General features: G+C 61.5%; 23 protein-coding genes and 1 pseudogene. 12 read left to right on the top strand and 12 right to left on the bottom strand.

Going from position 1 to position 23,227, the window contains the following annotated elements:
* Positions 1-10 precede the first annotated feature (10 nt).
* Positions 11-1,042 (top strand): NADPH-dependent aldehyde reductase Ahr, encoded by a 1,032-nt coding sequence (gene ahr, locus ACM6IT_RS23285; protein WP_056727894.1) that lies wholly within the window; start codon positions 11-13, stop codon positions 1,040-1,042.
* A gap of 248 nt (positions 1,043-1,290) precedes the next feature.
* Here the strand turns inward: ahr and ACM6IT_RS23280 are convergent, their stop codons facing one another.
* The 5 genes from ACM6IT_RS23280 to ACM6IT_RS23260 all read right to left on the bottom strand — a co-directional run bounded on the left by ACM6IT_RS23280 (position 1,291) and on the right by ACM6IT_RS23260 (position 5,705).
* Positions 1,291-2,841 (bottom strand): ArnT family glycosyltransferase, encoded by a 1,551-nt coding sequence (locus ACM6IT_RS23280; protein ID WP_414918767.1) that lies wholly within the window; start codon positions 2,839-2,841, stop codon positions 1,291-1,293.
* A 3-nt stretch (positions 2,842-2,844) separates the two neighbouring features.
* Positions 2,845-3,123, bottom strand: a complete 279-nt coding sequence (locus ACM6IT_RS23275) for a lipid-A-disaccharide synthase N-terminal domain-containing protein (RefSeq protein WP_095945709.1) — start codon at positions 3,121-3,123, stop codon at positions 2,845-2,847.
* A complete protein-coding gene (locus ACM6IT_RS23270; protein ID WP_414918766.1) occupies positions 3,120-3,860 on the bottom strand; it encodes a glycosyltransferase family 2 protein in 741 nt (246 codons plus the stop codon). Before ACM6IT_RS23270 ends, ACM6IT_RS23275 begins: the two co-directional genes overlap by 4 nt.
* Positions 3,861-3,908: 48 nt before the next feature.
* Positions 3,909-4,886, bottom strand: a complete 978-nt coding sequence (locus ACM6IT_RS23265) for an NAD-dependent epimerase (RefSeq protein WP_056727901.1) — start codon at positions 4,884-4,886, stop codon at positions 3,909-3,911.
* Positions 4,887-5,084: 198 nt separating this feature from the next.
* Positions 5,085-5,705, bottom strand: coding sequence for a cell wall hydrolase (locus ACM6IT_RS23260; RefSeq protein WP_414913737.1), 621 nt, complete (start codon positions 5,703-5,705; stop codon positions 5,085-5,087).
* A gap of 141 nt (positions 5,706-5,846) precedes the next feature.
* Here ACM6IT_RS23260 and ACM6IT_RS23255 point away from each other — a divergent pair, with 141 nt between their 5' ends.
* Positions 5,847-6,698: a CAP domain-containing protein gene (locus ACM6IT_RS23255; RefSeq protein WP_414918765.1), complete on the top strand. Its 852-nt coding sequence runs from the start codon at positions 5,847-5,849 to the stop codon at positions 6,696-6,698.
* Positions 6,699-6,734: 36 nt separating this feature from the next.
* Positions 6,735-7,115 (top strand): hypothetical protein, encoded by a 381-nt coding sequence (locus ACM6IT_RS23250; RefSeq protein WP_056727910.1) that lies wholly within the window; start codon positions 6,735-6,737, stop codon positions 7,113-7,115.
* A 104-nt stretch (positions 7,116-7,219) separates the two neighbouring features.
* Here ACM6IT_RS23250 and ACM6IT_RS23245 read toward each other — a convergent pair whose 3' ends face one another.
* The 4 genes from ACM6IT_RS23245 to ACM6IT_RS23230 form a co-directional block, all read right to left on the bottom strand.
* Entirely contained in the window at positions 7,220-7,375 is a 156-nt protein-coding gene (locus ACM6IT_RS23245; protein ID WP_151214959.1) for a DUF2474 domain-containing protein, read from the bottom strand.
* Positions 7,362-8,378 (bottom strand): cytochrome d ubiquinol oxidase subunit II, encoded by a 1,017-nt coding sequence (gene cydB, locus ACM6IT_RS23240; protein WP_414918764.1) that lies wholly within the window; start codon positions 8,376-8,378, stop codon positions 7,362-7,364. The genes ACM6IT_RS23245 and cydB overlap by 14 nt, the downstream gene beginning before the upstream one ends.
* Positions 8,379-8,395: 17 nt before the next feature.
* A complete protein-coding gene (locus tag ACM6IT_RS23235) occupies positions 8,396-9,817 on the bottom strand; it encodes a cytochrome ubiquinol oxidase subunit I (protein ID WP_056728101.1) in 1,422 nt (473 codons plus the stop codon).
* Positions 9,818-9,938: 121 nt separating this feature from the next.
* Positions 9,939-12,263 (bottom strand): FdhF/YdeP family oxidoreductase, encoded by a 2,325-nt coding sequence (locus tag ACM6IT_RS23230; protein WP_414918763.1) that lies wholly within the window; start codon positions 12,261-12,263, stop codon positions 9,939-9,941.
* A gap of 334 nt (positions 12,264-12,597) precedes the next feature.
* Here ACM6IT_RS23230 and moaA point away from each other — a divergent pair, with 334 nt between their 5' ends.
* Positions 12,598-13,596 (top strand): GTP 3',8-cyclase MoaA, encoded by a 999-nt coding sequence (gene moaA / locus ACM6IT_RS23225; RefSeq protein ID WP_056727916.1) that lies wholly within the window; start codon positions 12,598-12,600, stop codon positions 13,594-13,596.
* Between the two features lie 5 nt (positions 13,597-13,601).
* Complete coding sequence (locus ACM6IT_RS23220) at positions 13,602-14,501, top strand: bestrophin family protein (protein ID WP_414913742.1); 900 nt, start codon at positions 13,602-13,604, stop codon at positions 14,499-14,501.
* A 123-nt stretch (positions 14,502-14,624) separates the two neighbouring features.
* On the opposite strand, the gene glp is transcribed toward ACM6IT_RS23220, so the two are convergent.
* Complete coding sequence (glp, locus tag ACM6IT_RS23215; RefSeq protein ID WP_414918762.1) at positions 14,625-15,830, bottom strand: gephyrin-like molybdotransferase Glp; 1,206 nt, start codon at positions 15,828-15,830, stop codon at positions 14,625-14,627.
* Positions 15,827-16,366 carry a molybdenum cofactor biosynthesis protein B gene (gene moaB, locus ACM6IT_RS23210; protein ID WP_056727922.1) on the bottom strand — a complete coding sequence of 180 codons (540 nt, stop codon included), beginning with the start codon at positions 16,364-16,366 and terminating at the stop codon, positions 15,827-15,829. The genes glp and moaB overlap by 4 nt, the downstream gene beginning before the upstream one ends.
* 286 nt (positions 16,367-16,652) lie before the next feature.
* Between moaB and ACM6IT_RS23205 the strand changes: the two genes are divergently transcribed.
* The 6 genes from ACM6IT_RS23205 (at position 16,653) to ACM6IT_RS23180 (ending at position 22,267) form a co-directional block, all read left to right on the top strand.
* The gene (locus tag ACM6IT_RS23205) at positions 16,653-17,543 is read left to right on the top strand and encodes a LysR family transcriptional regulator (protein WP_056727923.1); all 891 of its coding nucleotides are present in this window, start codon (positions 16,653-16,655) and stop codon (positions 17,541-17,543) included.
* A gap of 363 nt (positions 17,544-17,906) precedes the next feature.
* The gene (moaC, locus tag ACM6IT_RS23200) at positions 17,907-18,413 is read left to right on the top strand and encodes a cyclic pyranopterin monophosphate synthase MoaC (protein WP_414918761.1); all 507 of its coding nucleotides are present in this window, start codon (positions 17,907-17,909) and stop codon (positions 18,411-18,413) included.
* A complete protein-coding gene (gene moaD, locus ACM6IT_RS23195) occupies positions 18,410-18,661 on the top strand; it encodes a molybdopterin converting factor subunit 1 (protein ID WP_046044028.1) in 252 nt (83 codons plus the stop codon). The genes moaC and moaD overlap by 4 nt, the downstream gene beginning before the upstream one ends.
* Positions 18,662-18,664: 3 nt before the next feature.
* Positions 18,665-19,153, top strand: coding sequence for a molybdopterin synthase catalytic subunit MoaE (gene moaE, locus ACM6IT_RS23190; protein WP_414918760.1), 489 nt, complete (start codon positions 18,665-18,667; stop codon positions 19,151-19,153).
* 43 nt (positions 19,154-19,196) lie between these two features.
* Entirely contained in the window at positions 19,197-20,555 is a 1,359-nt protein-coding gene (gene chrA / locus ACM6IT_RS23185) for a chromate efflux transporter (protein WP_056727929.1), read from the top strand.
* A 416-nt stretch (positions 20,556-20,971) separates the two neighbouring features.
* Complete coding sequence (locus ACM6IT_RS23180) at positions 20,972-22,267, top strand: NAD(P)/FAD-dependent oxidoreductase (protein WP_056728103.1); 1,296 nt, start codon at positions 20,972-20,974, stop codon at positions 22,265-22,267.
* Positions 22,268-22,417: 150 nt separating this feature from the next.
* On the opposite strand, the pseudogene ACM6IT_RS23175 reads toward ACM6IT_RS23180, so the two are convergent.
* A pseudogene (locus ACM6IT_RS23175) lies at positions 22,418-22,504 on the bottom strand (DeoR/GlpR transcriptional regulator); the annotation flags it as partial.
* A gap of 405 nt (positions 22,505-22,909) precedes the next feature.
* Between ACM6IT_RS23175 and ACM6IT_RS23170 the strand changes: the two are divergent.
* On the top strand, positions 22,910-23,227 hold a 318-nt coding region (locus ACM6IT_RS23170; RefSeq protein WP_414918759.1), incomplete at its 3' end, for an Orn/Lys/Arg decarboxylase N-terminal domain-containing protein.

Genomic DNA, 23,227 nt, shown 5'->3' with positions numbered 1-23,227 from the left:
GAGGTATCCCATGAGCGACAGCAGCGAACTCACCACCTTTACCGGCTGGGCCGCCACCGCAGCGGGCGCGCCACTGGAACGCTACAGCTACGATCCCGGTCCGTTGGGCAACGATGAGGTGGAAGTCGCCGTGGAATATTGCGGCGTCTGCCACTCCGACCAGTCGTTGATCGACAACGATTGGGGCATCAGCCACTACCCGTTCATCCCCGGCCACGAGGTGGTCGGCCGTATCGTGCGCCTGGGCGATCAGGTGCGCGGCCTGGAAATGGGGCAACGGGTGGGCATCGGCTGGTACAAGGGCAGTTGCATGCATTGCACGTCGTGCATCGAAGGCTCGCATAACCTGTGTCGCACCGTGCAACCAACCATCATCGGCAGCAACGGCGGCTTTGCCGACCGCATTCGTTCGCACTGGGCCTGGGCCCTGCCGATCCCGGCCGGGCTCGATCCGGCGATGGCCGGGCCGTTGTTCTGTGCAGGTTCCACCGTGTTCAACCCGCTGGTGGAATTCGGCATCAAGCCCACCGACCGGGTCGGCGTGGTGGGCATCGGCGGTCTTGGTCACCTGGCGCTGCGCTTCCTCAACGCCTGGGGCTGCGAAGTCACGGCGTTCACCTCATCGCTGAGCAAGCAGGACGAAGCCAAGCGCCTGGGCGCGCACAAGGTGGTCGCCTCGACCGATACCGATGCGCTCAATGCCATTGCCGGCACCCTGGATTTTCTCCTGGTCACCGCCAACGCCAACCTCGACTGGAGCGCCATGCTCGCCACCCTGCGCGGCAAGGGTCGCCTGCACTTTGTCGGCGTCGTGCCCGATGCCATCCCCATGCACGTGTTCGAACTGATTCCCCAGCAAAAAACCATGTCCGCCTCACCGGTCGGCTCGCCCGCCAACACCGCGACCATGCTGGAGTTCTGCGCACGCCACCAGATTGTGCCGCAGGTCGAGATGTTTCCCATGAGCCGGATCAACGAGGCCATCGATCATTTGCGCAGCGGCAAGGCGCGCTACCGCGTGGTGCTGGACGCCAGTCAGTGACAGGCGACGAACGAAGAGAAAGGGCTGCTTGTTCAAGCGTAATGCTGTTCACTTAATAGCGTCTTGAATCAGAGAAACCTGTGGCGAGGGAGCTTGCTCCCGCTTGAGTGCGTAGCACTCACAAAAATCGGCAATGATTGTCAGATTTTTGGGGCTGCTACTCAGCCCAGCGCGAGCAAGCTCGCTCGCCACAAAGGTACTCACGATCCAAGAGCGCGCCTAAGTGAACAGCGGCCCCTTTTTGTTCCTCAGGGATTGGCCACCTGAGCAGGCAACGCTGGCATATGCGGGTCGTTCCAGGTAAACCGATAGGCTTTGCCGGCCTCTTGCGACAGGCATTTGCCGTTGTCGGCATCCGCGCCGACGATCGACCAGTTCGCCCGGGCGTTTCCCCCCAGCTCACGGGCCGCTTCGAGCTTGAAGCACTGGTTGAGTACGTCATCGGGCACTAAAGCGTAGGCCTTGGGGTGTTCGCGCAAATAGAGCGCGGCCTTTTCGATGGTCGAATTGTCCATGCCGAAATGCACGATCGGCTGCCGGGCGAACAACCAGTGCCCCTCCTCCCAGTTGACCAGCACCAGATCGGCGCCCTGGGTCATGGTCGCCGCCTGGGTCATGAGCACCTGATCAACGTTGGTGCCGTCCTTGAGCGGTTCGATGAAACCACGGGCGAACCACAACGCGAACCAGGTCGCCACCAGTGCCGGGAACACCCGACGCAAACGCGGGTGACGCTTGAACCAGCGCTTGAGCAGCCACGGGACCAACGGCGCGGCAACCAGCACCAGCCCGGGCAGCGCCGGGTAGATGTACAACTTGCGCTTGCCCGTGCTGATGCAGAAAAACAGCACCACCAGCAGCACCCAACCGAGTAGCACCAACACCCGGCCATCGCGTTTTTGCAACTGACGGCGCCAGGCCGGCACCAGCCATGGCAGCACCAGCACCAACGGCAGCCAATACTGCGGAATCACCTTGGTGAAGAAGTACCAGAACGGTTCGCGGTGATGCCACGCGGCGGCATACCGGCCCGCCGTCTGGCGCAGGAGAATCTCCCGCGCATAGGCCACTTCGTCTGCGCTGCCATCCAAGATGATGGACAAGGCCAGGGGCAGCAGCCAGATCGCAATCGCCGCGAGCATCAGTGCAAACCCGAGCAACCACTTGCGCGCCTCGCCGGGCATCGCCACCACACCGGGCCAGCCTTTGCGCACCCCATAGGCGTAAGGAATCAGCAACAACGCCGGCAGGAAGCCCACGCCCTTGGTGATCACGCCAATGCCCATGGCCGCACAGCCCGCGTAGAACCAGCGCCACGCGGGTCCCAGCAGCAGGTGTCGCGCCAGACCGTACAGGCCCAGGGAGGTGAACAGAATCAGCAAGCTGTCGATCTGACCGGTGCGCAGGATGCTGTAGGTCTGGTAGGTCGCCAGGTACAGCAGCGCGGCGTTGCGCCCGGTACGCTGGGTCCACAGGCGCCGGCCCAGGTCATAGACCATCGCCGTGACCGTTACCGCCGAAAACAGCCCCGGGATATAAAGGGCGATGTTGGGCTTGCCGGTCAGCCAGGTGAAGAACGCCACCGTCCACATGAAAATCGGCGGCTTGTCGCCATAGATCTCGGCGGCCCGGTGCGGGATCAGCCACGAGCCGTTCTGCAGCATCTCCAGCGCGACACCGAGGAAACGCTCTTCGTCCACATTCTGCGCCAGACGCAGGCCCATTCCCGCGCCGATCAGCAACAGGGCAAGCAGCATCAGGCCCAGGCACTCGACCCTGGGCGACAACGATCTACGCATTGCTTATTCCTTTGCGCTTCGGCTTTTGGCAATCAATTGCAGGTTGCGGAAATAGACGAGGGAGCCAAAGGCCTGGCCGACGATGAACACCGGGTCCTGGCGGTAAATGGCGTAGGCGAGCAACAAGGTGCTGCCGACGATGCTCAGGTACCAGAAGTTGGTCGGGATCACGCTGCGTTTCTTGTACTCGCTGTACAACCACTGCAAGACAAACCGCCCGGTAAAGGCAGCCTGCCCGGCAAAGCCGACCAGCAGCCAGAGGGTTTCACGGGTCAGAATCATCCTTCGAGCTCCTGGGCCTGGGTGTGCAGGCGCGTGCGTTTGATCAGCCACCAGACACCGATCAGGTCAAGAATGCCGACCAGCGCGCGGTCGAGGTTGCCGTATTTCGAGACTCCGGCCGTGCGCGGCCGATGGTTGACCGGGTGCACGATCATGCGTCCGTTATGGCGCTGGATCAGCGCCGGAATGTAGCGATGCATGTGGTCGAAGTACGGCAGGCGCAGGAATGCCGCACGCTCGATCAGCTTCAGGCCGCAACCGGTGTCCGGGGTAGCGTCCTTGAGCAGGCGCCGGCGCAGGTTGTTGGCAAACCGCGAGGCGTAGCGTTTGCTCGCGGTGTCACGGCGATTGACCCGGTGCCCGGCCACCAGTTGCACGTCGACCTTGCCCGGTTCGCCACGCACCAGCGCGAGCATGCCGGGAATGTCCGCCGGGTCGTTCTGGCCGTCGCCATCGAGCGTCGCCAGCCACTGCCCGCGAGCCTCACGGGCCGCGTGATACAGCGAGGTGCTCTGTCCCAGCGACCGCTCGTGATACAGGATGCGCAGGGTGTTCAAGCCGTCGTTGCGGATCTGCCGCAGCTCCTGCAGAGTCGCGTCGGTGCTGCCATCGTCGACCACGATGATTTCGTAAGCCTCGTCGGCCAGCGCCACACGGATCTCTTCCAGCAATGGCTTGAGGTTGTTTGATTCGTTCCTGGCGGGAATCAGTACGGATACAAAAATATCTTGGCTCATGGGGTCTCTCTCGCCCTGTTTGATTTTTCGAGATCAGAGGCGAACGCTTCAAATCCGGTAGAACTGCCGATACCACTTCACAAATGCTCTTACGCCGGTTTCCAGCGTCACCTGCGGGCTGAAGCCCACCCGCTCGGCCAGTGCCGAGACATCGGCCCAGGTCTTGACCACATCACCGGCCTGCATCGGCAGGTAGTTGCGCCGGGCCTGCAGGTCCAGGGCTGATTCCAGGCACTCGACGAAATCCAGCAACGCCACAGGCATGCCGCGACCGATGTTGAAGAGCCGGTTGACCCCGGCGACCGAGCCTTCCGGCACCGGAGGCCTTGGGCGCAGTCGGGCGATCCCTTCGACAATGTCGTCGACATAGGTGAAGTCGCGGGACATCTGCCCCTGGTTGTAGATGTCGATGGGCAAGCCTTTGAGAATGGCGTCAGTGAACTTGAACAGCGCCATGTCCGGGCGACCCCACGGGCCGTAGACGGTAAAGAAGCGCAGGCCACTGGCTTTCAGGCCATACAGATGGCAGTAACTTTCGGCCAGCAGTTCATTGGCGCGCTTGCTGGCGGCGTACAACGAAACGGGATGTTCGACCGGGTCCTCGACACTGAACGGCAGCTTGCTGTTGGCGCCGTACACCGAGCTGCTCGAGGCGTAGATCAGGTGCTCGGGGCGATGGTGCCGACAAGCTTCCAGCACATTGAGGAAGCCCACCAGGTTCGATTGCCCATAGACATCCGGGTTGTCCAGCGAGAAGCGCACCCCGGCCTGGGCGGCCAGGTGTATCACCTCGGTAAAAGCGTGCTCCTGAAACAGGCTCATCAGGGCCGGCTTATCGACGATGTCCATTTTCCGGAAACGAAAACCCGGCAGCGTCTCCAGCACCTTGAGGCGTGCGTGCTTGAGTTCCACGTCGTAGTAGTCGTTGAGGTTGTCGATACCGACGACCTCCTGCCCCTCGCGGCACAAGCGCTGGACCGTATGAAAGCCGATGAAACCGGCCGCACCGGTGACCAGGACGGTCATGGGAAACGCGCTGGCGACTGCGCCGCGATCGACGCGAGGTTACTGATCCGGACCCTCGTCAACTTCATGTGTAGTCCCTGCTTATGGCGTCATTCGCGCACGGTTGCGTTATGAAGCTTATAAAACAGACACATTTCAGTTTGGATAACGCCTCGCACTACCTCGGAAAAATAAAATATCTGGCCGAAAACACCCCGGTTATCTGGCCGACTCGCCACGGGGTTTGTAAAAACGGAACAAGCCGATATCCACGGTCCTGATGTATTGCCTGGCCCAGTCCGGCTTGACGGTACGGTCATGGAAATACAGGGCACCCCGGGTGCGATCCGGCAGCTCCTTGTTCAGGGCCTTGCGTGCGATTTCCTTGGCCATCGCGTAAGGCAGCTCTTCCTGGACCGAATCGGATTTGCCGTCGCACCACCAGGAGAACTGGCAACTCTTGGTCTGCGAACCCTGCTTGACCACTTTGCACACCGTGTCCGGAAAGCCCTCGTGGCCCAGGCGATTCATGACCACATTGGCCACCGCCTCCATGTCGGCGGTGTCCTTGCCCTTGGCTTCCCAGTAAATGGATCGGGCCAGGCAGGTGATCGCATCATCCAGCGGCGCGGCGCCGGCCGGGTCGACGGCCTGGACTTCGGACGGGGTAATGGCTTCTGCCTTGGGCGCCGGTGCCGGGTTGTTGCTCTCGGCGGCTTTGTGTTCCAGCACCTCGGCCTTGTTCTCGGCCTCTTGCTGCTTTTGCGCTTGATCCGCAGCGGACACCGGGCCGGCAAGCAACGTCAGGGCGAGGCAGGTGGCGATCCAGTCGAAGCGCATGGTCGGTGTCACTCGGTGAGTGGTTCGATTGAGTCTAGTAGTGAAATGATTTCGCCCACCCCACTACACTCTGGATAAATCCGTTGTCCTGGATGGACCAACTTCGCGCATCATGGACGCAATCTGCTCAAGGGGATATTCATGGGTTTCATCTCATCCGCAATGCGCTTGGCCGGGGTGTCACTGGGCCTGGTATTCGCCGCCAACGCCATGGCGGCCGACGAAGCGCAATTGATCGAATCGATCAACGTCTACCGCAGCCAGTTGCAGCGCTGCGCCGGCCAGGTTTCATCGGAGCTTCCGCCGCTGTCGGCCGACCCGCGCCTGGTGCTGACCGCCCCGAGCATCGGTAATCTGCAGCAGGCCATGGCCACTGCCGGTTATCCCATGAAGAACGTGCAGGCCATCAGCCTGTCCGGGCCTCGCGATGCGGCCGCGGCGATGAAGGCAATCCAGGAGAGCTTTTGCCAGATCGTCCTCGACCCGCAATTCGTCGATGTCGGCGTCAGCCGCCAGGACAATCAGTGGCGCATCGTCCTGGCGCGGCCACTGCTGAGTTCGCGCCTGGGCGACTGGCAGACCGAGGGCCAGAAGCTGCTCATCGAACTCAACGCCGCACGGGCCAAACCGCGTCAATGCGGCACACAGTCGTTCAATGCGACCGCGCCGCTGGCCTGGAACGCCATACTGGGCACGGCCGCCGAAACCCACTCCCGCTCCATGGCCAACAACAACTTCTTCGACCACAAGGACCGCGACGGCCGCACCCCGGGTGACCGCGCGGAACTGGCCGGCTACAACTTCCAGCAGATCGGCGAAAACATCGCCGCCGGGCAAGACAGCGTACGCAAGGTGGTCGAAGGCTGGCTGACCAGCCCCGGCCACTGCGCCAACCTGATGAACCCGCAGTTCCGCGAACTGGGCGCGGCGTATGCGACCGACCCGAAGAGCGATGCGGGGATTTACTGGACGGCGATGTTTGGGGCTCAGTGAGCAACTTGGCGAGTTTCTATACGGAGAGGTGACAAAATGACAAGTATCCCGATAGGTTTAATTGCCGGATTGATACTGGCGCCGATGATACTGACTTGTTTCGCTGTCGCCTTCATCGCACACAAGTACGTTGACGCTATCGAAGAACGTCTACCCAATTGCTCTTTTATAAAAACCACCAGAGACGCATTTTCAGCTGGCGGCCTGGTCGGCAAGGTCATGCGCGGTGGCGCTATTGCCATGGTATTGATGATGCCCGCGCTCAGCGCTCGAAGGGGCGTTATTGATGCCAGCGAAGTGAAAGACCTTCCAAGGCACTACAAGAACCTTTTGATCATTCCGGTGATTATTTTGTTCGTTTTGTTTTTTTCCCTGATCGCACTCAGGGTTTCAGCCTACTTCATAGAGAGCCATTGAAAAGGACTGAAGAATCAAGTCCGCTTTGGAAGAAATCACAACGCCTACCCAACAAAACCCGAAGCCCTGTCATGGGCTCCGGGTTTCTTTTTTCGCAGTGAACCTCAGTGGCTACTCATCCCGGCCGCATGCATCAACATCCGCAACGCCCCCGCCACCACACCCAGGGCAACCACGCTGCCCAACCAGATCACCACCAGCCACCCCAGGCGCTTGTACCAGCGCGCGGGGGCCGTTTGATTCGTTTCAATGGTAGCCATCGCCAATCCTCACTTTGCCGCGGAACACGTAGTAGCTCCAGACCGTGTACATCAGGATGATCGGCAGGATGAACAGTGCGCCGATCAGGATGAACAGCTGGCTGGTCGGTGGTGACGCCGCTGCCCACAGGCTGATCGACGGCGGCACGATGCTCGGCCAGATGCTGAACGCCAGGCCGATGTAGCCCAGGAACACCAGCATCAGGGTGAAGGCGAACGGCCAATGGGTGTGGCGTTGGCGCAGGGTCCTGAGCAAGCCGAACATCGCCAGCAGGGCCAGCACCGCCAGGCCACCGAACACCGCCAGGTGCGCATGGGCAAACCAGCGGGTGGCGATGTCCGGATGCAGGATCGGCGTCCACACGCAGATCACGCCGATTACCGCCAACAGCAGCCAGGCCAGGGGCCGGGTGAACAGGCGCATCCGCGATTCGAGCATGCCTTCGGTCTTGACCAGCAACCAGGTGCTGCCGAGCAGCGCATAAGCGACGATCAGCCCGACACCGCAGAACAGCGGAAACGGCGCCAGCCAGTCCAGCGAACCACCGGCGAACTGGCGGTCGACCACCGGGATGCCGGCAATGTAGGCACCAATCACCACACCCTGGGAAAAAGTTGCCAGCAGCGAACCACCGATGAACGCCATGTCCCAGACATGCCGCTTTTCAGGGCTGGCCTTGAAACGAAACTCGAAGGCCACGCCGCGAAAGATCAAGCCGCACAGCATCAGGATCAGCGGCAGGTACAACGCTTCCAGAATCACCGAATAGGCCAGCGGGAACGCGCCATACAGCGCCGCGCCCCCAAGCACCAGCCAGGTCTCGTTACCGTCCCAGACCGGTGCCACGGTGTTCATCATCACATCGCGTTCCTGCGCATCCGGGATCAGCGGAAACAGAATGCCCAACCCCAGGTCGAAGCCGTCCATGATCACGTACATCATCACGCCGAAGGCGATGATCACGCCCCAGATCAGCGATAAATCGATACCTTGAATACCCATGACTCAACTCCCTTCCTTCAATTGACGCGGGCGTCGGTTTCGAGGATTTCAGCGTCGGCGGACAGCGGCCGGCGCGGTGTGATGACCTGATCGGAATGCCCGTCGACGGCATGCCCGTGATGCGGCTGCGGCCCTTTGCCGACCAGTTTCATCATGTAGCCGATGCCCACCGTGAACACCGAGAAATAGATCACCACGAACAGCGCCAGCGAGATGCTCAACTGCGCGACACTGTGATTGGACGCGGCATCGGCGGTACGCAACAGGCCATACACCACCCACGGCTGACGCCCGACTTCGGTGGTGATCCACCCGGCCAGCATGGCGATCAGGCCACTTGGCCCCATCCACAACATCAGGCGCAGGAACCAGCGATTGCGGTAGATGGCGCCGCTGCGGCGCAGGGCCAGGCCGAGCACGCCGGCCAGCACCATCAACATGCCCAGCCCGGCCATGACGCGGAAACTCCAGAAGACCACCGTCGCATTCGGCCGGTCCTCTTTCGGGAAGCTCTTGAGCGCCGGGATCTGCTTGTCGAGGCTGTGGGTCAGGATCAGGCTGCCCAGGTAGGGAATCTCGATGGCATATCGGGTCTTCTCGGCCTGCATGTCGGGGATGCCAAACAGCACCAGCGGCGTCGCTTCGCTGCCGTTGTTTTCCCAGTGCCCTTCGATGGCCGCGATCTTCGCCGGCTGATGTTCCAGGGTGTTCAAGCCGTGGGCGTCGCCGACCACTGCCTGGATCGGCGCGACGATCAAGGCCATCCACAACGCCATCGACAGCATCTTGCGCACTTGTTTGGTGTCGTTGCCGCGCAGCAGGTGCCACGCCGCCGACGAGCCGACAAAGAACGCCGTGGCCACGAATGCGGCGATCGCCATGTGCGCCAGGCGGTACGGGAACGACGGGTTGAACACAATGGCCAGCCAGTCCAGCGGCATCACCCGACCGTCGACGATCTCGAAGCCCTGGGGCGTTTGCATCCAGCTGTTGGAGGCAAGAATCCAGAAAGTCGAAATCAGCGTGCCGATGGCGACCATGACCGTCGAGAAGAAGTGCAAGCCGCGCCCTACCCGGTTCCAGCCGAACAGCATGACCCCCAGGAAACCGGCCTCGAGGAAGAACGCCGTGAGCACTTCATAGGTCAGCAAGGGCCCGGTGATGCTGCCGGCGAAATCGGAGAAGCGGCTCCAGTTGGTGCCGAACTCGTAGGCCATGACCAGCCCCGAGACCACGCCCATGCCGAAGTTGACGGCGAAGATCTTCGACCAGAAATGGTAGAGATCGCGGTAGGTGTCGTTGTGGGTCTTCAGCCAAAGCCCTTCGAGCACCGCCAGGAAACTGGCCAGCCCGATGGTGATGGCGGGAAAGATGATGTGGAACGAAACCGTGAACGCGAATTGCATGCGCGCCAGGTCCAGTGCCTCCAGGTTAAACATGTCGATATCCTCATCGCGGCTGAAAAACGGCGGCACACGGCCGGGCCACCGTCAGGCCGGGGGGCCTGCAGCCAACACAAGTCGAAAGGGTTACGCGAGCGGCATCGGGCCGCCCCCGGTGTCAGGCGGCGGAAGTCGAAATCAGGTTGCTGGCCTTCGCCTGTTCCAGCCGGATGGCGATGAACTTGGAAGTCGGGGTGAAGGTGCGGTCACCGTAACTTTCCAGCGGCACCAGCGGGTTGGTCTCGGGGTAGTACGCCGCCGCCTGACCGGCCGGAATGTCGTAGGCGATCAGGGTGAAACCGCTGACCCGACGCTCACGCTCGTCGTCCCACAGCGCCACCAGGTCGACCTTCTGCCCCGGCTCGAAACCCAGGCGGCGAATGTCCTGCTCGTTGGCGAACACCACGTCGCGCATGCCGTATACCCCGCGATAACGGTCATCCAGGCCGTACAGCGTGGTGTTGTACTGATCGTGGGAGCGCATGGTCTGCAGGATCAGGTGCGGCTTGACCGCCAGGTTGCGCACGCCCTCGCTGATCAGGTACTCCGGCAGCACGCTCGGGGTGAACTGGGCCTTGCCGCTGGCGGTTTTCCAGATGCGCTTGGCCGCATCATTCGGCATGTGGAAACCGCCCGGATGCAGCAAACGCCGGTTGAAATCCTCGAAGCCGGGAATGGTGTCGGCAATCATGTTGCGGATGCGGCCGTAGTCGCCGATGGCCCAGTTCCAGTCGATCGGGTGCTTGCCCAGGGTCGCGGCGGCGATGCCGGCAATGATCGCAGGCTCGGAGCGCAGGTGTTTCGACTTCGGTTTCAGTTGACCGTGGGAGATGTGAATCATGCTGAAGGTGTCTTCCACGGTGACGCCTTGCGGCCCTTCGGCCTGGATGTCGATGTCGGTGCGGCCCAGGCACGGCAGGATCAGCGCTTCACGACCGGTGACCAGATGGCTGCGGTTAAGCTTGGTGGCGATGTGCACGGTGAGGTCGCACTTGCGCAACGCGGCGTGGGTGCGCGGCGTGTCGGGGGTGGCCTGGGCAAAGTTGCCGCCCAGGGCGATAAACACTTTCGAACGCCCCTGCTCCATCGCGCCGATCGCCATCACGGTGTTGTGACCATGCTCGCGCGGTGGCTTGAAGGAGAAGCGCTTTTCCAGGGCATCGAGCAAATCCGCGGGCGCCAGTTCGTTGATGCCCATGGTGCGGTCGCCCTGCACGTTACTGTGACCACGCACCGGCGACAGCCCCGCGCCCGGACGGCCGACGTTGCCGCGCAGCAGCATCAGGTTGATGACTTCCTGCAGCGTCGGCACCGAGTGCGTGTGCTGGGTCAAGCCCATCGCCCAGCACATGATCACCCGCTTGGACCGGGCGTACATGCGGGCGGCGAGTTCGATGTCAGCCAGGGACATGCCCGACTGCTGCTCGATGTGCTCCCAGCTGGTTGCGTCGACTTCCCCCAGGTAGGTACCCATTCCCGAGGTGTGTTCGGCGATGAACTGGTGGTCGAACACCGGCTCGCCGCCGCTGACCTGTGCTTCGCGCTCCCACTGCAGCAGGAACTTGACCATGCCGCGCATGACCGCCATGTCGCCGCCCAGTGCCGGGCGGAAGTACGCGGTGTTGGTCGGCTCGGAGCCGTTCAGCAGCATTTCGATCGGGTGCTGTGGATGCTGGAAGCGCTCCAGCCCACGCTCCTTGAGCGGGTTGATACAGATCACCTGTGCACCGCGCTTGACCGCTTCGCGCAAGGGCTCGAGCATCCGCGGGTGGTTGGTGCCGGGGTTCTGGCCGATGACGAAGATCGCGTCGGCATGCTCCAGGTCGTCAAACACCACGGTGCCTTTGCCCACGCCGAGGCTTTCGATCATGCTCACCGCGCTGGCTTCGTGGCACATGTTCGAGCAGTCCGGGAAGTTGTTGGTGCCGTAGGCGCGGACAAACAGTTGATAGAGATAGGCGGCCTCGTTGCTGGCCCGGCCCGAGGTGTAGAACTCGGCCTGATCCGGCGATTCCAGCGCGTTGAGGTGCCGGGCGATCGTCGCGAACGCTTCGTCCCAGGTGGTTTCCACGTAACGGTCGGTGGCCGCGTCATAACGCATCGGGTGGGTCAGGCGGCCCTGATACTCCAGCCAGTAATCGCTCTGCTCGGCCAGCGCCGAGACGCTGTATTTGTTGAAGAAGGCCGGGTCGACCAAACGGCCCGTGGCTTCCCAGTTAACCGCCTTGGCGCCGTTCTCGCAGAACTTGACCATGCCGTTTTCCGGCGACTCGCCCCAGGCGCAACCGGGGCAGTCGAACCCGCCATTCTGGTTGGTCTTGAGCATGGCGCGAATGTTCTTCAGCGCGTTTTCACTGCCCAGCCAGTTTTTGGTAACAGCGATCAGCGCGCCCCAACCAGCGGCGGCACCTTTATAGGGTTTGTAGCGGTCGACTTGAGACATGGTACTTCTCCGTGACAATGCACACAGGCTTCGACCTGATTCAGGTCATTGTTCGATTTGCGGAGAAAGCATATGAATGGCGTTTAATTATTGTCTAATCGCTATTTATGACCACATTATCGAAACGCTCTATCATGGATTTTTATCGTTGCTTATCAATGACTTGAAATTACTTAAAACTCTTTAAGCCACAAAATAAAGTTCATCATAGATCCGCTCGATCAGCCGGTCATCAATAGTGATTGGACGCCCGCTGAAGTTGCTCTTAGCCTGCGCTCAACAAAGTCCGTCAGTGACGGAAACCTCATACAAAAAAACGCCAAGCGAGGGTGTCATGTCAGAACGAGTCTTGATCGATGGCTTCTCCCGGCGAGTGGACTATCTGCGGATGTCGGTCACCGACCGCTGCGATTTCCGTTGCGTCTATTGCATGGCCGAGGACATGCAGTTTCTGCCGCGCCAACGGGTGCTGACCCTGGAAGAGATCTATCAACTGGCACAAAGCTTCGTGGCGCTGGGCACCCGCAAGATTCGCCTGACCGGAGGCGAGCCGCTGATCCGTCCGGGGGTGGTGCAACTGTGCGAGAAGATCGCCGCCCTGCCCGGCCTGCGTGAACTGTGCATGACCACCAACGGTTCGCAGCTGGCCAAACTGGCCGGGCCGTTGTTCGACGCCGGGGTCAAGCGCCTCAATATCAGCCTCGACTGCCTGGACCCGCAACGTTTTCGCGAACTGACCCGCACCGGTGACCTGGCGCAGGTAATCAAGGGCATCGACGCGGCCATCCAGGCCGGATTTCGCAACACCAAGCTCAATTGCGTAGTGATGAAAGGCCGTAACGACCATGAGATCAATGATCTGGTGAGCTTCGCCATCGACCGCAACCTCGACATCTCCTTCATCGAGGAAATGCCGTTGGGCACCATCGACGAGCACAGCCGCGCCGAAGCGTTTTTCGCAAGCAGCCAGGTCCGCGAACGCATCGCCGAACGCTACACTTTGATTGATTCCGCCGAGTCGACCCAGGGGCCGTCGCGCTACTGGCGCCTGGCCGAGGCGCCGCAGATTCGCCTGGGGTTCATCTCGCCCCACAGCCACAACTTTTGCGGCACCTGCAACCGGGTGCGGCTGACCGTGGAAGGACGTCTGCTGCTGTGCCTGGGCAATGAGCACTCCGTGGATCTCAAGGCAGTCCTGCGCAGCCACCCCGGACAGCCCGAGCGCCTGGAGAAAGCCATTATCGAGGCGATGAAGCTCAAGCCTTATCGACACAACTTCGAAGTGAACGACGATGTTCAGGTTGTTCGCTTCATGAACATGACGGGCGGCTGAACCCCATGATCGTAAGACCCAAACCCAACCTGATCGGCGTGCTGACGTCCCTCAAGGGTTCGATTGCCAAACGCATCGCCTGGCGCAGCCTGATGGTGACGCTGCTCGCCTCGGCCATCGTGCTTATCGAAACCTTGCACCCCAGCTACTTCTCCAAGGTCAGCGCCACGCCCTTCACGCTGCTGGGTTTGTCGCTGTCGATCTTCATGAGCTTTCGCAACAACGCCTGCTACGACCGCTGGTATGAAGCGCGCAAGGCGTGGGGCGATGTGATCGTGGACGTCCGCTCGATGATTCGTGAAACCCTGGTGATCAAGGACACCGCTGAACGCCACACGATCCTGAGCAACCTGTGCGGCTTCGCCCATGCCCTCAACGCGCGGCTGCGCCAGGAAAACGAAATGGCCGCCAGTGGCGACTGGCTGCACCCGATGCCCAAGAGCAACTCCACCGACATCAGCGGGCAGATCCTGATGCAGGTCGGTCAACAGTGTTCGGCACTCAACGAGTCCGGGGCGATCAACGACTGGCGCTACACGCTCATGGCCAACCATCTGACCAGTCTGACCCATGCCCAGGCCGTCTGTGAGCGGATCAAGAACACCCCGCTGCCGTTCCCCTACACCCTGTTGCTGCACCGCACCATCTACCTGTTCTGCATCCTCCTGCCGTTTGCCATGGCTGAACCCCTGGGTTGGCTGACACCGATATTCACGGCGATTGTCAGCTACACCTTTTTCGGCCTGGATGCGATTGCCGACGAACTGGAAGACCCCTTCGGCCGCGACGAAAACGACCTGCCCACCGACGCCATCGTGCGCAATATCGAGCGTGATGTACTGGCGGCCCTGGGTGTGACGGAGTTGCCGCCACAATTGGAGCCGGTGGATTTTGTGTTGAACTGATACTCAAGAAACACACAAAACCTGTGGGAGCGAGCTTGCTCGCGATAGCGGTCTGCCTGCCAACATCTCTATTGGATTTGCCAGCCTCATCGCGAGCTCGCTCCCACAGTTTGTTTGCGGAATTCAGAACAGTTCGCTGAAGGGTATGAATCGCGCCGTGTCGCCCGCTTCCAGGGTGCAGCCTTCCGGCACCTCCACCAGTCCATCGGCCCAGCATGCCCCCAGCAAAACGCCTGAGCTCTGGTTCGGATAGAGCACCGCTTGACCGCCTTCGAGTTTCGCCCGCAGGTACTCGCGGCGGCTTCCGGGTTTGGGCCAGGCAAAGCCGACACTGACCGGGAAGCTCAAAGGCTCGACGTCTTCGACCCCCTGAATCCGCAACAGATAAGCCCGGGCCAACAGGCCGAAAGTCACCAACGCCGATGTCGGATTGCCCGGCAGGCCAATCACCGGCACGCGACCGAAGTGGCCCACGGTCAACGGCTTGCCTGGTTTGATCGAGAGTTTCCACAGCAACGGCTTGCCGCACTCGCGCAGCACCTGGCCGAGGCAGTCGGCGTCGCCGGCGGACACGCCGCCCGTGCTGAGCATCAGGTCCGCCGTGTGTTGCAGCTGTTCAAGCCTGAGCCGCGTCTGGCGTGGCTCGTCGGGGAGAATGCCGGCCTCGATGACCTCGCAACCCAACGCACTCAACCAATGGCTCAACAAGGTGCGGTTGCTGTTGTAGAGGCTGCCGGGCTTGAGTGGCGTGCCCGGCTCGACCAGTTCATCGCCGGTGGACAACAACGCCACCCGTGGTCGCCGCACGACCTGTACATGGGTGCAGCCCTGCGCCGCCGCGACCGCCAGTTCGAAGGGGCCGAGGCGCTTGCCGGCGCGCAACAGCACATCGCCGACGCGGTTCTCCTGGCCTTGCGCGCGGATGTTGCTGCCGGCGCTCAGGGGCTGTTTGAAGCGGATACGTCCGCGATCCAGCACCTCGGTGTTCTCCTGCATCTCCACGCAGTTGGCACCCGGCGGAACCGGCGCGCCGGTGAAGATCCGCGCGCAGGTTCCTGGTGCCAGGGCTTCAGGGGCGTGACCGGCAAATACCTGCTGCGACACGATCAGTGGCTCCCCGCCCCAACCGTCTAGATTCAGGGCATAGCCGTCCATGGCGCTGTTCGGCCACGGCGGCAGATCGAGGCTCGCCACCAGATCACTGGCCAACACCCGTTGCCTGGCAGCACTCAGCGGCACCGCCTCACTGTCTTCAATCCACTGCGCCTCAGCCATGGTCAGCAGCCGGTCGATGGCCTGCTCCACCGACATCAGCGGTGAAGTGCTCATCCCCGCGTCCCGCAGGCTTGCATCGGCTTGAGGTGCGGTACGAAATTGCACGGCCGGTGGCGCGCGTCGAGCTGCTCGGCGAGGATGCCTTCCCAGGCGGTGCGGCAGGCGCCCGTGGAACCCGGCAGGCAGCAGACCAGCGTGCCATTGGCCAGCCCGGCCAGGGCCCGGCTCTGCACCGTGGAGGTGCCGATGTCGAGAATCGAGATCGCCCGGAACAACTCACCGAAGCCATCGATCTGCTTATCCAGCAAACAGGCCACGGCCTCGGGCGTGCTGTCGCGGCCGGTGAAGCCGGTGCCGCCCGTGATCAGCACCACCTGGATGCCGTCGTCGGCAATCCAGTTCGCCACCTGCGCGCGGATCTTGTACAGGTCGTCCTTGAGCAGGTTGCGTTCGCTGAGGGTGTGGCCGGCTTCCAGCAAGCGACTGACGAGCAGTTGGCCGGAGGTGTCATTGGCATATTCACGGGTATCGCTGACGGTCAGCACGGCAATATTCAAAGGTATAAACAATGCATCCGGTTTGACGCTCATGGGGTTCTCCGGCAGATATTGATTAAAAGACTTCCGGAGACTAATTCGACAAATAAAGCCCTGTCTAATCACTCTAACCAACCAGACTATCGAGCCGATCTATCAATATAAAAAGACCACGAACCACATCAATGATAGAGCCCATCGATAACCCCTTAGATAGTAGTGATTGGACGCCCGCCAAGGACAATGAGATCGTCTGCACCTCACGATTGCTGCCTCGCCTTGTGTCTTGCGCACCTGAGTCAATACTTACCCCCTCACTCCCACTCCAGCAGGTGCCGTCATGGACATCAAACAACTCAAGTTCCTGATCGCCCTGGAGCAGACCCGCCACTTCGGCCAGGCGGCCGCGCGCTGCCACATCACCCAGCCCACGCTGTCGATGCGCCTGCGCAATCTGGAGGATGAACTGGACCTGGTGCTGGTCACCCGGGGCCAGCGCTTTGAGGGCTTTACCGAGGCCGGCGAGCGCGTGCTGGCGTGGGCCAGGACCCTGCTGGCCGCCCACGACGGGCTCTTCGCCGAGGCCGCCGCGTGCCGGGGCCAGCTCGTCGGCAACCTGCGCCTGGGGCTGGTGCCGCTGAGCAGCTTCAACCCGGTCACCTACATCCAGGGCCTGTCCCGCAGCTTTCCCGAGCTCAAGTACAGCCTGTCGTCCTTGAGTTCCGACCAGATCATCGAGGGCCTAGGCAACAATCAGCTGGACCTGGGCGTGTGCTACCTCGATCACGTCAACCCGAGCTATTTCGAGTTTTTCGAGATCGGCGAGACCCGCGTCGGCCTGCTGTACGACAATCGCCACTTCCATTTCGACGGCACGCAAATGAGCTGGGAGGACGCCGCCGAGCTGCCGCTGGGGATGCTCAGCAACGGCATGCACTACCGCAAATCCATCGACCTGAGCTTTCGCAGCCGCGGACTGGACCCGCAGCCGATCCTCGAAAGCGATTCGACCTACCAGTTGCTGCAGGCGATCCACGAGGGTTTCTGCTGCGCGATCATGCCACTGGACAGCGGCCTGGAAGAGCCCATCGAACACCTGTCGTTCATCGAATTGCCGGATGCCAGCGTGCTCGCGCCCCTGGGTCTGGTGATGCGCAAGACCGAACCGCGCTCGGCGATTGCCGAGAAGTGTTTCGCCGAAGCACGAACGTTATTCAGCCGGACCGACTGATCGAGTTTCGGTTTTATATAAACCGAGCCGGACATGTTTGCCCGGCTTGATAGACATCACCAATCAGCACATCGGAACAAGCGATTAGACGCGTTTAAAAGTTACCCGTAGCCTGAACTTAATCCAGCGCTTCGAGGTTCTTTTCATGTTGTGCAAAGTTGAACAAGCCGATGTTCGAAGCGGTACTAACGCTCCCGCGCCAAAACCATCGGGTGTGAACTTTCGCGAATACGACAATGCCGCGTCAGTTTGTCAGGCGACGCCTCAACCTGATTCACGTCCCCCACCGCAACGCACCACGCATTTACAGCCCGGCATGATGCCTTCACCCGATCACCGCGCCGGCAAGCGCAGGAACCTTCCATGACAGACATTGCAGATGCATCCCCCGATGGCCTGACCCACCTCGACCGCCAGGGTCGCGCCAACATGGTCGATGTCAGCGAAAAAGCCCCGACGCAGCGCGAAGCCCAGGCCCAGGCCTGGGTGCGCATGCGCCCGGAAACCCTGAAACTGATTCAAAGCGACGGCCACCCCAAGGGCGATGTATTTGCCGTGGCGCGGATCGCCGCAATCATGGCGGCGAAGAAAACCCATGAGCTGATCCCGCTGTGCCACACCCTACTGCTCAGTTCGATCCACGTCGAACTCAAGGCCTGCACACCGGACAGCGTGAAAATCGTCGGCACCTGCCGCGTCGAGGGCCAGACCGGGGTCGAACTCGAAGCCCTGACCGCCGTCAGCGTGGCGGCGTTGACCCTCTACGACATGTGCAAGGCGGTAGACCGCGGCATGGTCATCGACGACATCCGCCTGCAGAGCAAACAAGGTGGCCGCTCCGGTCATTTCAAGTTCGAGGACGCACAATGATCCTGATCAATTACTTCGCCCGTTACCGCGAGCAGCTCAACCTGGGCGGCGAAAAACTGCCCCTGACCGACAGCCTCAAGACCATCGAGGACGTGCGCCGACTGCTGATGGCTCGCGGTGAGCTGTGGAGCCATGTGCTGGGTGAAAACAACCTGATGTGTGCGCTGAACCAGGAGCTGTGCCATCCGGACCGGGTGATCGAGGACTACGACGAGATCGCCTTTTTTCCGCCGGTCACCGGGGGTTGAGGCATGACGGTTCGGGTCCAGCGTGAAATGTTCGACGTCGGCCGCTTGATCGACAGCCTGCAGGCGAACGATCCGGGGGTGGGTGCCGTGGTCAACTTCGTCGGCTACGTGCGCGACATCAATCAGGGTGAGGCGGTCACCGGGTTGTTTCTGGAGCACTACCCGGGCATGACCGAACGCTCGCTGCAAACAATCATCGACAACGCCAGGGCCCGATGGCCACTCCGGGCCGTGGAGATCGTGCACCGGATCGGCCCGTTGTCGGTCAGCGAGCCGATCGTGTTTGTCGGTGTCAGCAGCCCTCATCGTCAAGCGGCTTTCGAGGCCTGTGCGTTCATCATGGACTTCCTGAAAACCGACGCGCCGTTCTGGAAACGCGAAGACGTGGCGAGCGGCGCGCGCTGGGTCGATGCCCGTGACAGCGACCGCTCGGCCCTCGAGCGCTGGGCAGATACGCAGTATCAGACGACTATGCAACGCGCCCCGGCGTAGCTACAGTCATTGGCTCCAAGCTTTCTGCACAAGGAATTTCCGCTTGAGCCCCACGCCCTCCCCGATCACCCAACAGGATGTGCCGCAACCCCGGTCCATCAGCCTGCGCGAAGCCTTCCTGTTCTGGCTCAAGCTTGGCTTCATCAGTTTCGGCGGGCCGGCCGGGCAGATTTCGATCATGCATCAGGAGCTGGTCGAGCGCCGGCGCTGGATCTCCGAGCGACGCTTTCTGCATGCCCTCAACTATTGCATGTTGCTGCCCGGGCCCGAGGCTCAGCAGTTGGCGACCTACATCGGCTGGCTGATGCACCGGACCTGGGGCGGTGTGATCGCTGGCGTGCTGTTTGTGTTGCCATCGCTGTTCATCCTGATTGCGCTGTCCTGGGTGTACATCGCCTTTGGCGAAGTGCCCGTGGTCGCCGGACTGTTCTACGGGATCAAGCCCGCGGTCACGGCAATCGTGGTGCAGGCAGCTCACCGGATCGGCTCGCGGGCGCTGAAGAACGGCTGGTTATGGGGCATCGCCGCCGCGTCCTTCGTAGCCATCTTCGTGCTCAATATGCCGTTTCCGTTGATCGTGCTCGGCGCAGCGGTCATCGGCTTTTTCGGCGGACGCCTGGCACCGGAAAAATTCAGGACCGGTGGTCACAGCGCGGCGAAAAAGTCCTTCGGCCCGGCCGTGATCGACGACGACACCCCAACCCCCGGACACGCCCGTTTCAGTGGCTGGAAACTGGCGCGCCTGGCCATTATCGGTGCGATCTTGTGGACGTTGCCCATGGCCCTGCTCACCGCGCTGTTCGGCTGGGAAGGCACGCTGACCCAGATGGCCTGGTTCTTCACCAAGGCCGCGTTGCTGACCTTCGGCGGCGCCTACGCGGTGCTGCCGTATGTCTACCAGGGCGCGGTCGGTCACTACGCCTGGCTGACGCCGACGCAAATGATCGACGGCCTGGCACTCGGTGAAACCACGCCAGGTCCATTGATCATGGTCGTCGCCTTCGTCGGGTTCATCGGCGCCTACGTGCTTCAGGTCTTCGGACCGGATCAAGCGTTTGTCGCCGGTGCCGTGGCCGCCACGCTGGTGACCTGGTTCACCTTCCTGCCCTCGTTCCTGTTTATCCTCGCTGGCGGACCGTTGGTGGAATCGACACACAACGAACTCAAGTTCACCGCGCCGCTGACGGCCATTACAGCCGCCGTGGTGGGCGTGATTCTCAATCTGGCCTGTTTTTTTGGCTACCACGTGCTGTGGCCCAAAGGCTTCGAAGGAGCACTGGACTGGCCTTCGCTGCTGATCGCGATGGTGGCGGGCGTTGCATTGCTTGGATTCAAGCGCGGAGTGATCGAGGTGTTGATCGGCTGCGGATTGATCGGCCTTGTCGTGCACCTGATGTTCTGAATCAAACATTTACACGCGGCCCAATCCTCCCTAGTATCCAGCCATCCCCGGATGGCTTGTTCCACTCGCCACCGACGATTTCCGCCGCCGGAAACCTGCGCCATGCGTACTTTGCCGTCAGAACAGCACCTGCTGAACCTCTCGAACCTGGCCACCTCGCTGCTGGCCGTGGACGGCATTGCATGAAGCGCATCGTCAACCTGCCCATGGCCCTGCGCCGCTCCAAACTGCGTCACTCCGCACGTCCGCCGGATAGCATCCTGCCCGCCTGATCGGCGAGCCCCCTCCTTCGCTATCCCGGTCCGCGTGAAGCTCAGCCATACACAGAACCTGTGGGAGCGGCGGTGCGGCGATCCCACAATGACTGCGCTCACCTGACCGGCATTGGTTTCTCCCAATTCTGCCTGGACACCGACATGACTCAACGTTGCAATTCCTACTACACCGCCACCCTCAACCAGGACACCGATTACCCGACGCTGCAAGGCCGGCACCGGGTTGACGTGGTGATCATCGGCGGCGGTTTCACCGGCGTGGCCACCGCCGTCGAGCTGGCGGAAAAAGGCCTGAAGGTCGCCATCGTCGAAAGCCACAAGATCGGCTGGGGCGCCACCGGGCGCAACGGCGGCCAGGTCACCGGCAGCCTGTCGGGCGACGAGGCCATGCGCAAACAGATGCGCCGCAGCATCGGTGATGAGGTCGACGATTTTATCTGGAACCTGCGCTGGCGCGGGCACCAGATCATCCAGCAGCGCGTGGAAAAATACGGCATCGCCTGCGACCTCAAGCACGGTCACCTGCACGCGGCGTACAAACCCGCGCACATGGTCGGCTTGCGCAAGGATTACGAAGAGGCGGTACACCGTGGCATGGGCGACGAAGTCAGCCTGCTCGACCGCAGCCAGGTGCGCGACCTGCTGCAAAGCGACCTCTACCACGGCGCGATCAAGAACACCCGCAACATGCACCTGCATCCGTTGAACCTGTGCATCGGCGAAGCCCGAGCAGCCGAAAGCCTGGGCGCGTTGATCTTCGAGAACAGCGAAGTGCTGGAGATCATCCACGGCGATGGCCTGCACAAGAGCCCGGGCGTACGCACCGCCCACGGGCAGATCGACGCCAGCCAGGTGCTGCTGGCCGGCGACGTCTACCACAAGCTGGAACCGGGCAAGCTCAAGGGCAAGATTTTCCCGGCCATGGGCGGCATCGTCACCACCGCGCCCCTGGGCGATCTGGCCAGGCAGATCAACCCCGAAGACCTGGCGGTCTACGACTGCCGTTTCGTGCTCGACTACTACCGCCTCACCGCCGACGGTCGCCTGTTGTTCGGTGGCGGCGCCAACTACAGCGGCAAGGATTCGCGGGACATCGCCGCCGAACTGCGCCCGTGCATCGAGCAGACCTTCCCGGCGCTCAAAGGCGTGGCCATCGACTACCAGTGGAGCTGCGCGATGGGCATCGTGATCAACCGCATCCCGCAACTGGGCAAGCTGTCGGACAACGTCTGGTATTGCCAGGGCTACTCCGGCCACGGCATCGCCACCACCCACATCATGGGCGAAATCATGGGCCGGGCGATCACAGGAAAACTGGAACAGTTCGACACCTTCGCCGCCTGCCAGCACATCCGCGTGCCCATGGGCGACCTGCTCGGCAACCCGATGCTCGCCGCCGGCATGTGGTACTACCAGATGCTTGAGCGATTGCGCTGAGCCATTGGTTGCACATCCAGCATTGATGTTGTTTGTGCCGCCCTCTTCGCGGGCAAGCCCGCTCCCACAGGGTTCGTTTGCCGGCCTCGATATTTGTGGTCGACATCAACCCCTGTGGGAGCGAGCAAGCTCGCTCCCACAGGGCCCCACTCAAGCCTGCACCACCTCAATCCCCAGCGCCCGATAGTCCTCGACATTGCCAGACGCCAAATGCCGTTCGGTGATCAGCGTGTGCACGCCGGTAATGGTGGTTTCCACCGGCAGCGAACGCGCGATCTGGTGCCGAACCGGCCAGGTATCATTTTTTTCGATTTTTCAAATCATTACGCCGAATTTTTTATTTTCCCGTGACCTGTTCAAGATGGCGCCGTCACTCATGTTTCGGATGGAAACCTCATGAATATCAATTTTGCTTTTGCGTGCATGATCGTGGTCTCGTTCACCATTGCGCTGGTACACGCCTGACCGGCCGGTCGCGAGGCGTCAAGATGTGCAAGGTCGCGGTAAAAGCCTGACAGATCAGGAATATGCTCTATAACCAGTGGTGACACGATTTCCGATCAGGGGAACTGGAAGGCTCTCCCGGAAGTTGATCTCTAAAAATGCAGCGGACAATTGAGTGCCCGCCAGGAGACACCACCGATGAAAGCCCTGAAAATCGCCGCCAGTGAAGGCGCATCCGCTTGTTTCCTGAACGCCCGGGAGGTGGTCCCGCTCGGTCACACCGACTTCACCGACGTCGCCGTGGCCGTGGTGTCGGTCAATGATGTGCTGGCCGGTTCCCTCGACGTCATTCAGCGCACCGGTTTTGATATACCGATCTTCCTGGTGGCGTCCCCCGGCACCAGCACCCACCCCCGGGAAGTCTACAAACACCTCAATGACGTGCTGCTGCAAGTGAACGGCATCTTCGACCTGTCCCCCAGCAATGTCGAATACCACGGCAACCAACTGGAAACC

The organism is Pseudomonas sp. IT-P4, from assembly GCF_949767755.1.
Taxonomy (GTDB): domain Bacteria; phylum Pseudomonadota; class Gammaproteobacteria; order Pseudomonadales; family Pseudomonadaceae; genus Aquipseudomonas; species Aquipseudomonas monachiensis.
The sequence above is the reverse complement of the archived record's forward strand: the minus strand, read 5'-3'. Positions and strand labels throughout refer to the sequence as shown.

Excerpts from the sequence above, each read along its gene's own strand:
- ahr (WP_056727894.1), top strand. The coding sequence starts at position 11 with ATGAGCGACAGCAGCGAACTCACCACCTTTACCGGCTGGGCCGCCACC.
- ACM6IT_RS23280 (WP_414918767.1), bottom strand. The coding sequence starts at position 2,841 with ATGCGTAGATCGTTGTCGCCCAGGGTCGAGTGCCTGGGCCTGATGCTG.
- ACM6IT_RS23275 (WP_095945709.1), bottom strand. The coding sequence starts at position 3,123 with ATGATTCTGACCCGTGAAACCCTCTGGCTGCTGGTCGGCTTTGCCGGG.
- ACM6IT_RS23270 (WP_414918766.1), bottom strand. The coding sequence starts at position 3,860 with ATGAGCCAAGATATTTTTGTATCCGTACTGATTCCCGCCAGGAACGAA.
- ACM6IT_RS23265 (WP_056727901.1), bottom strand. The coding sequence starts at position 4,886 with ATGACCGTCCTGGTCACCGGTGCGGCCGGTTTCATCGGCTTTCATACG.
- ACM6IT_RS23260 (WP_414913737.1), bottom strand. The coding sequence starts at position 5,705 with ATGCGCTTCGACTGGATCGCCACCTGCCTCGCCCTGACGTTGCTTGCC.
- ACM6IT_RS23255 (WP_414918765.1), top strand. The coding sequence starts at position 5,847 with ATGGGTTTCATCTCATCCGCAATGCGCTTGGCCGGGGTGTCACTGGGC.
- ACM6IT_RS23250 (WP_056727910.1), top strand. The coding sequence starts at position 6,735 with ATGACAAGTATCCCGATAGGTTTAATTGCCGGATTGATACTGGCGCCG.
- ACM6IT_RS23245 (WP_151214959.1), bottom strand. The coding sequence starts at position 7,375 with ATGGCTACCATTGAAACGAATCAAACGGCCCCCGCGCGCTGGTACAAG.
- cydB (WP_414918764.1), bottom strand. The coding sequence starts at position 8,378 with ATGGGTATTCAAGGTATCGATTTATCGCTGATCTGGGGCGTGATCATC.
- ACM6IT_RS23235 (WP_056728101.1), bottom strand. The coding sequence starts at position 9,817 with ATGTTTAACCTGGAGGCACTGGACCTGGCGCGCATGCAATTCGCGTTC.
- ACM6IT_RS23230 (WP_414918763.1), bottom strand. The coding sequence starts at position 12,263 with ATGTCTCAAGTCGACCGCTACAAACCCTATAAAGGTGCCGCCGCTGGT.
- moaA (WP_056727916.1), top strand. The coding sequence starts at position 12,598 with ATGTCAGAACGAGTCTTGATCGATGGCTTCTCCCGGCGAGTGGACTAT.
- ACM6IT_RS23220 (WP_414913742.1), top strand. The coding sequence starts at position 13,602 with ATGATCGTAAGACCCAAACCCAACCTGATCGGCGTGCTGACGTCCCTC.
- glp (WP_414918762.1), bottom strand. The coding sequence starts at position 15,830 with ATGAGCACTTCACCGCTGATGTCGGTGGAGCAGGCCATCGACCGGCTG.
- moaB (WP_056727922.1), bottom strand. The coding sequence starts at position 16,366 with ATGAGCGTCAAACCGGATGCATTGTTTATACCTTTGAATATTGCCGTG.
- ACM6IT_RS23205 (WP_056727923.1), top strand. The coding sequence starts at position 16,653 with ATGGACATCAAACAACTCAAGTTCCTGATCGCCCTGGAGCAGACCCGC.
- moaC (WP_414918761.1), top strand. The coding sequence starts at position 17,907 with ATGACAGACATTGCAGATGCATCCCCCGATGGCCTGACCCACCTCGAC.
- moaD (WP_046044028.1), top strand. The coding sequence starts at position 18,410 with ATGATCCTGATCAATTACTTCGCCCGTTACCGCGAGCAGCTCAACCTG.
- moaE (WP_414918760.1), top strand. The coding sequence starts at position 18,665 with ATGACGGTTCGGGTCCAGCGTGAAATGTTCGACGTCGGCCGCTTGATC.
- ACM6IT_RS23180 (WP_056728103.1), top strand. The coding sequence starts at position 20,972 with ATGACTCAACGTTGCAATTCCTACTACACCGCCACCCTCAACCAGGAC.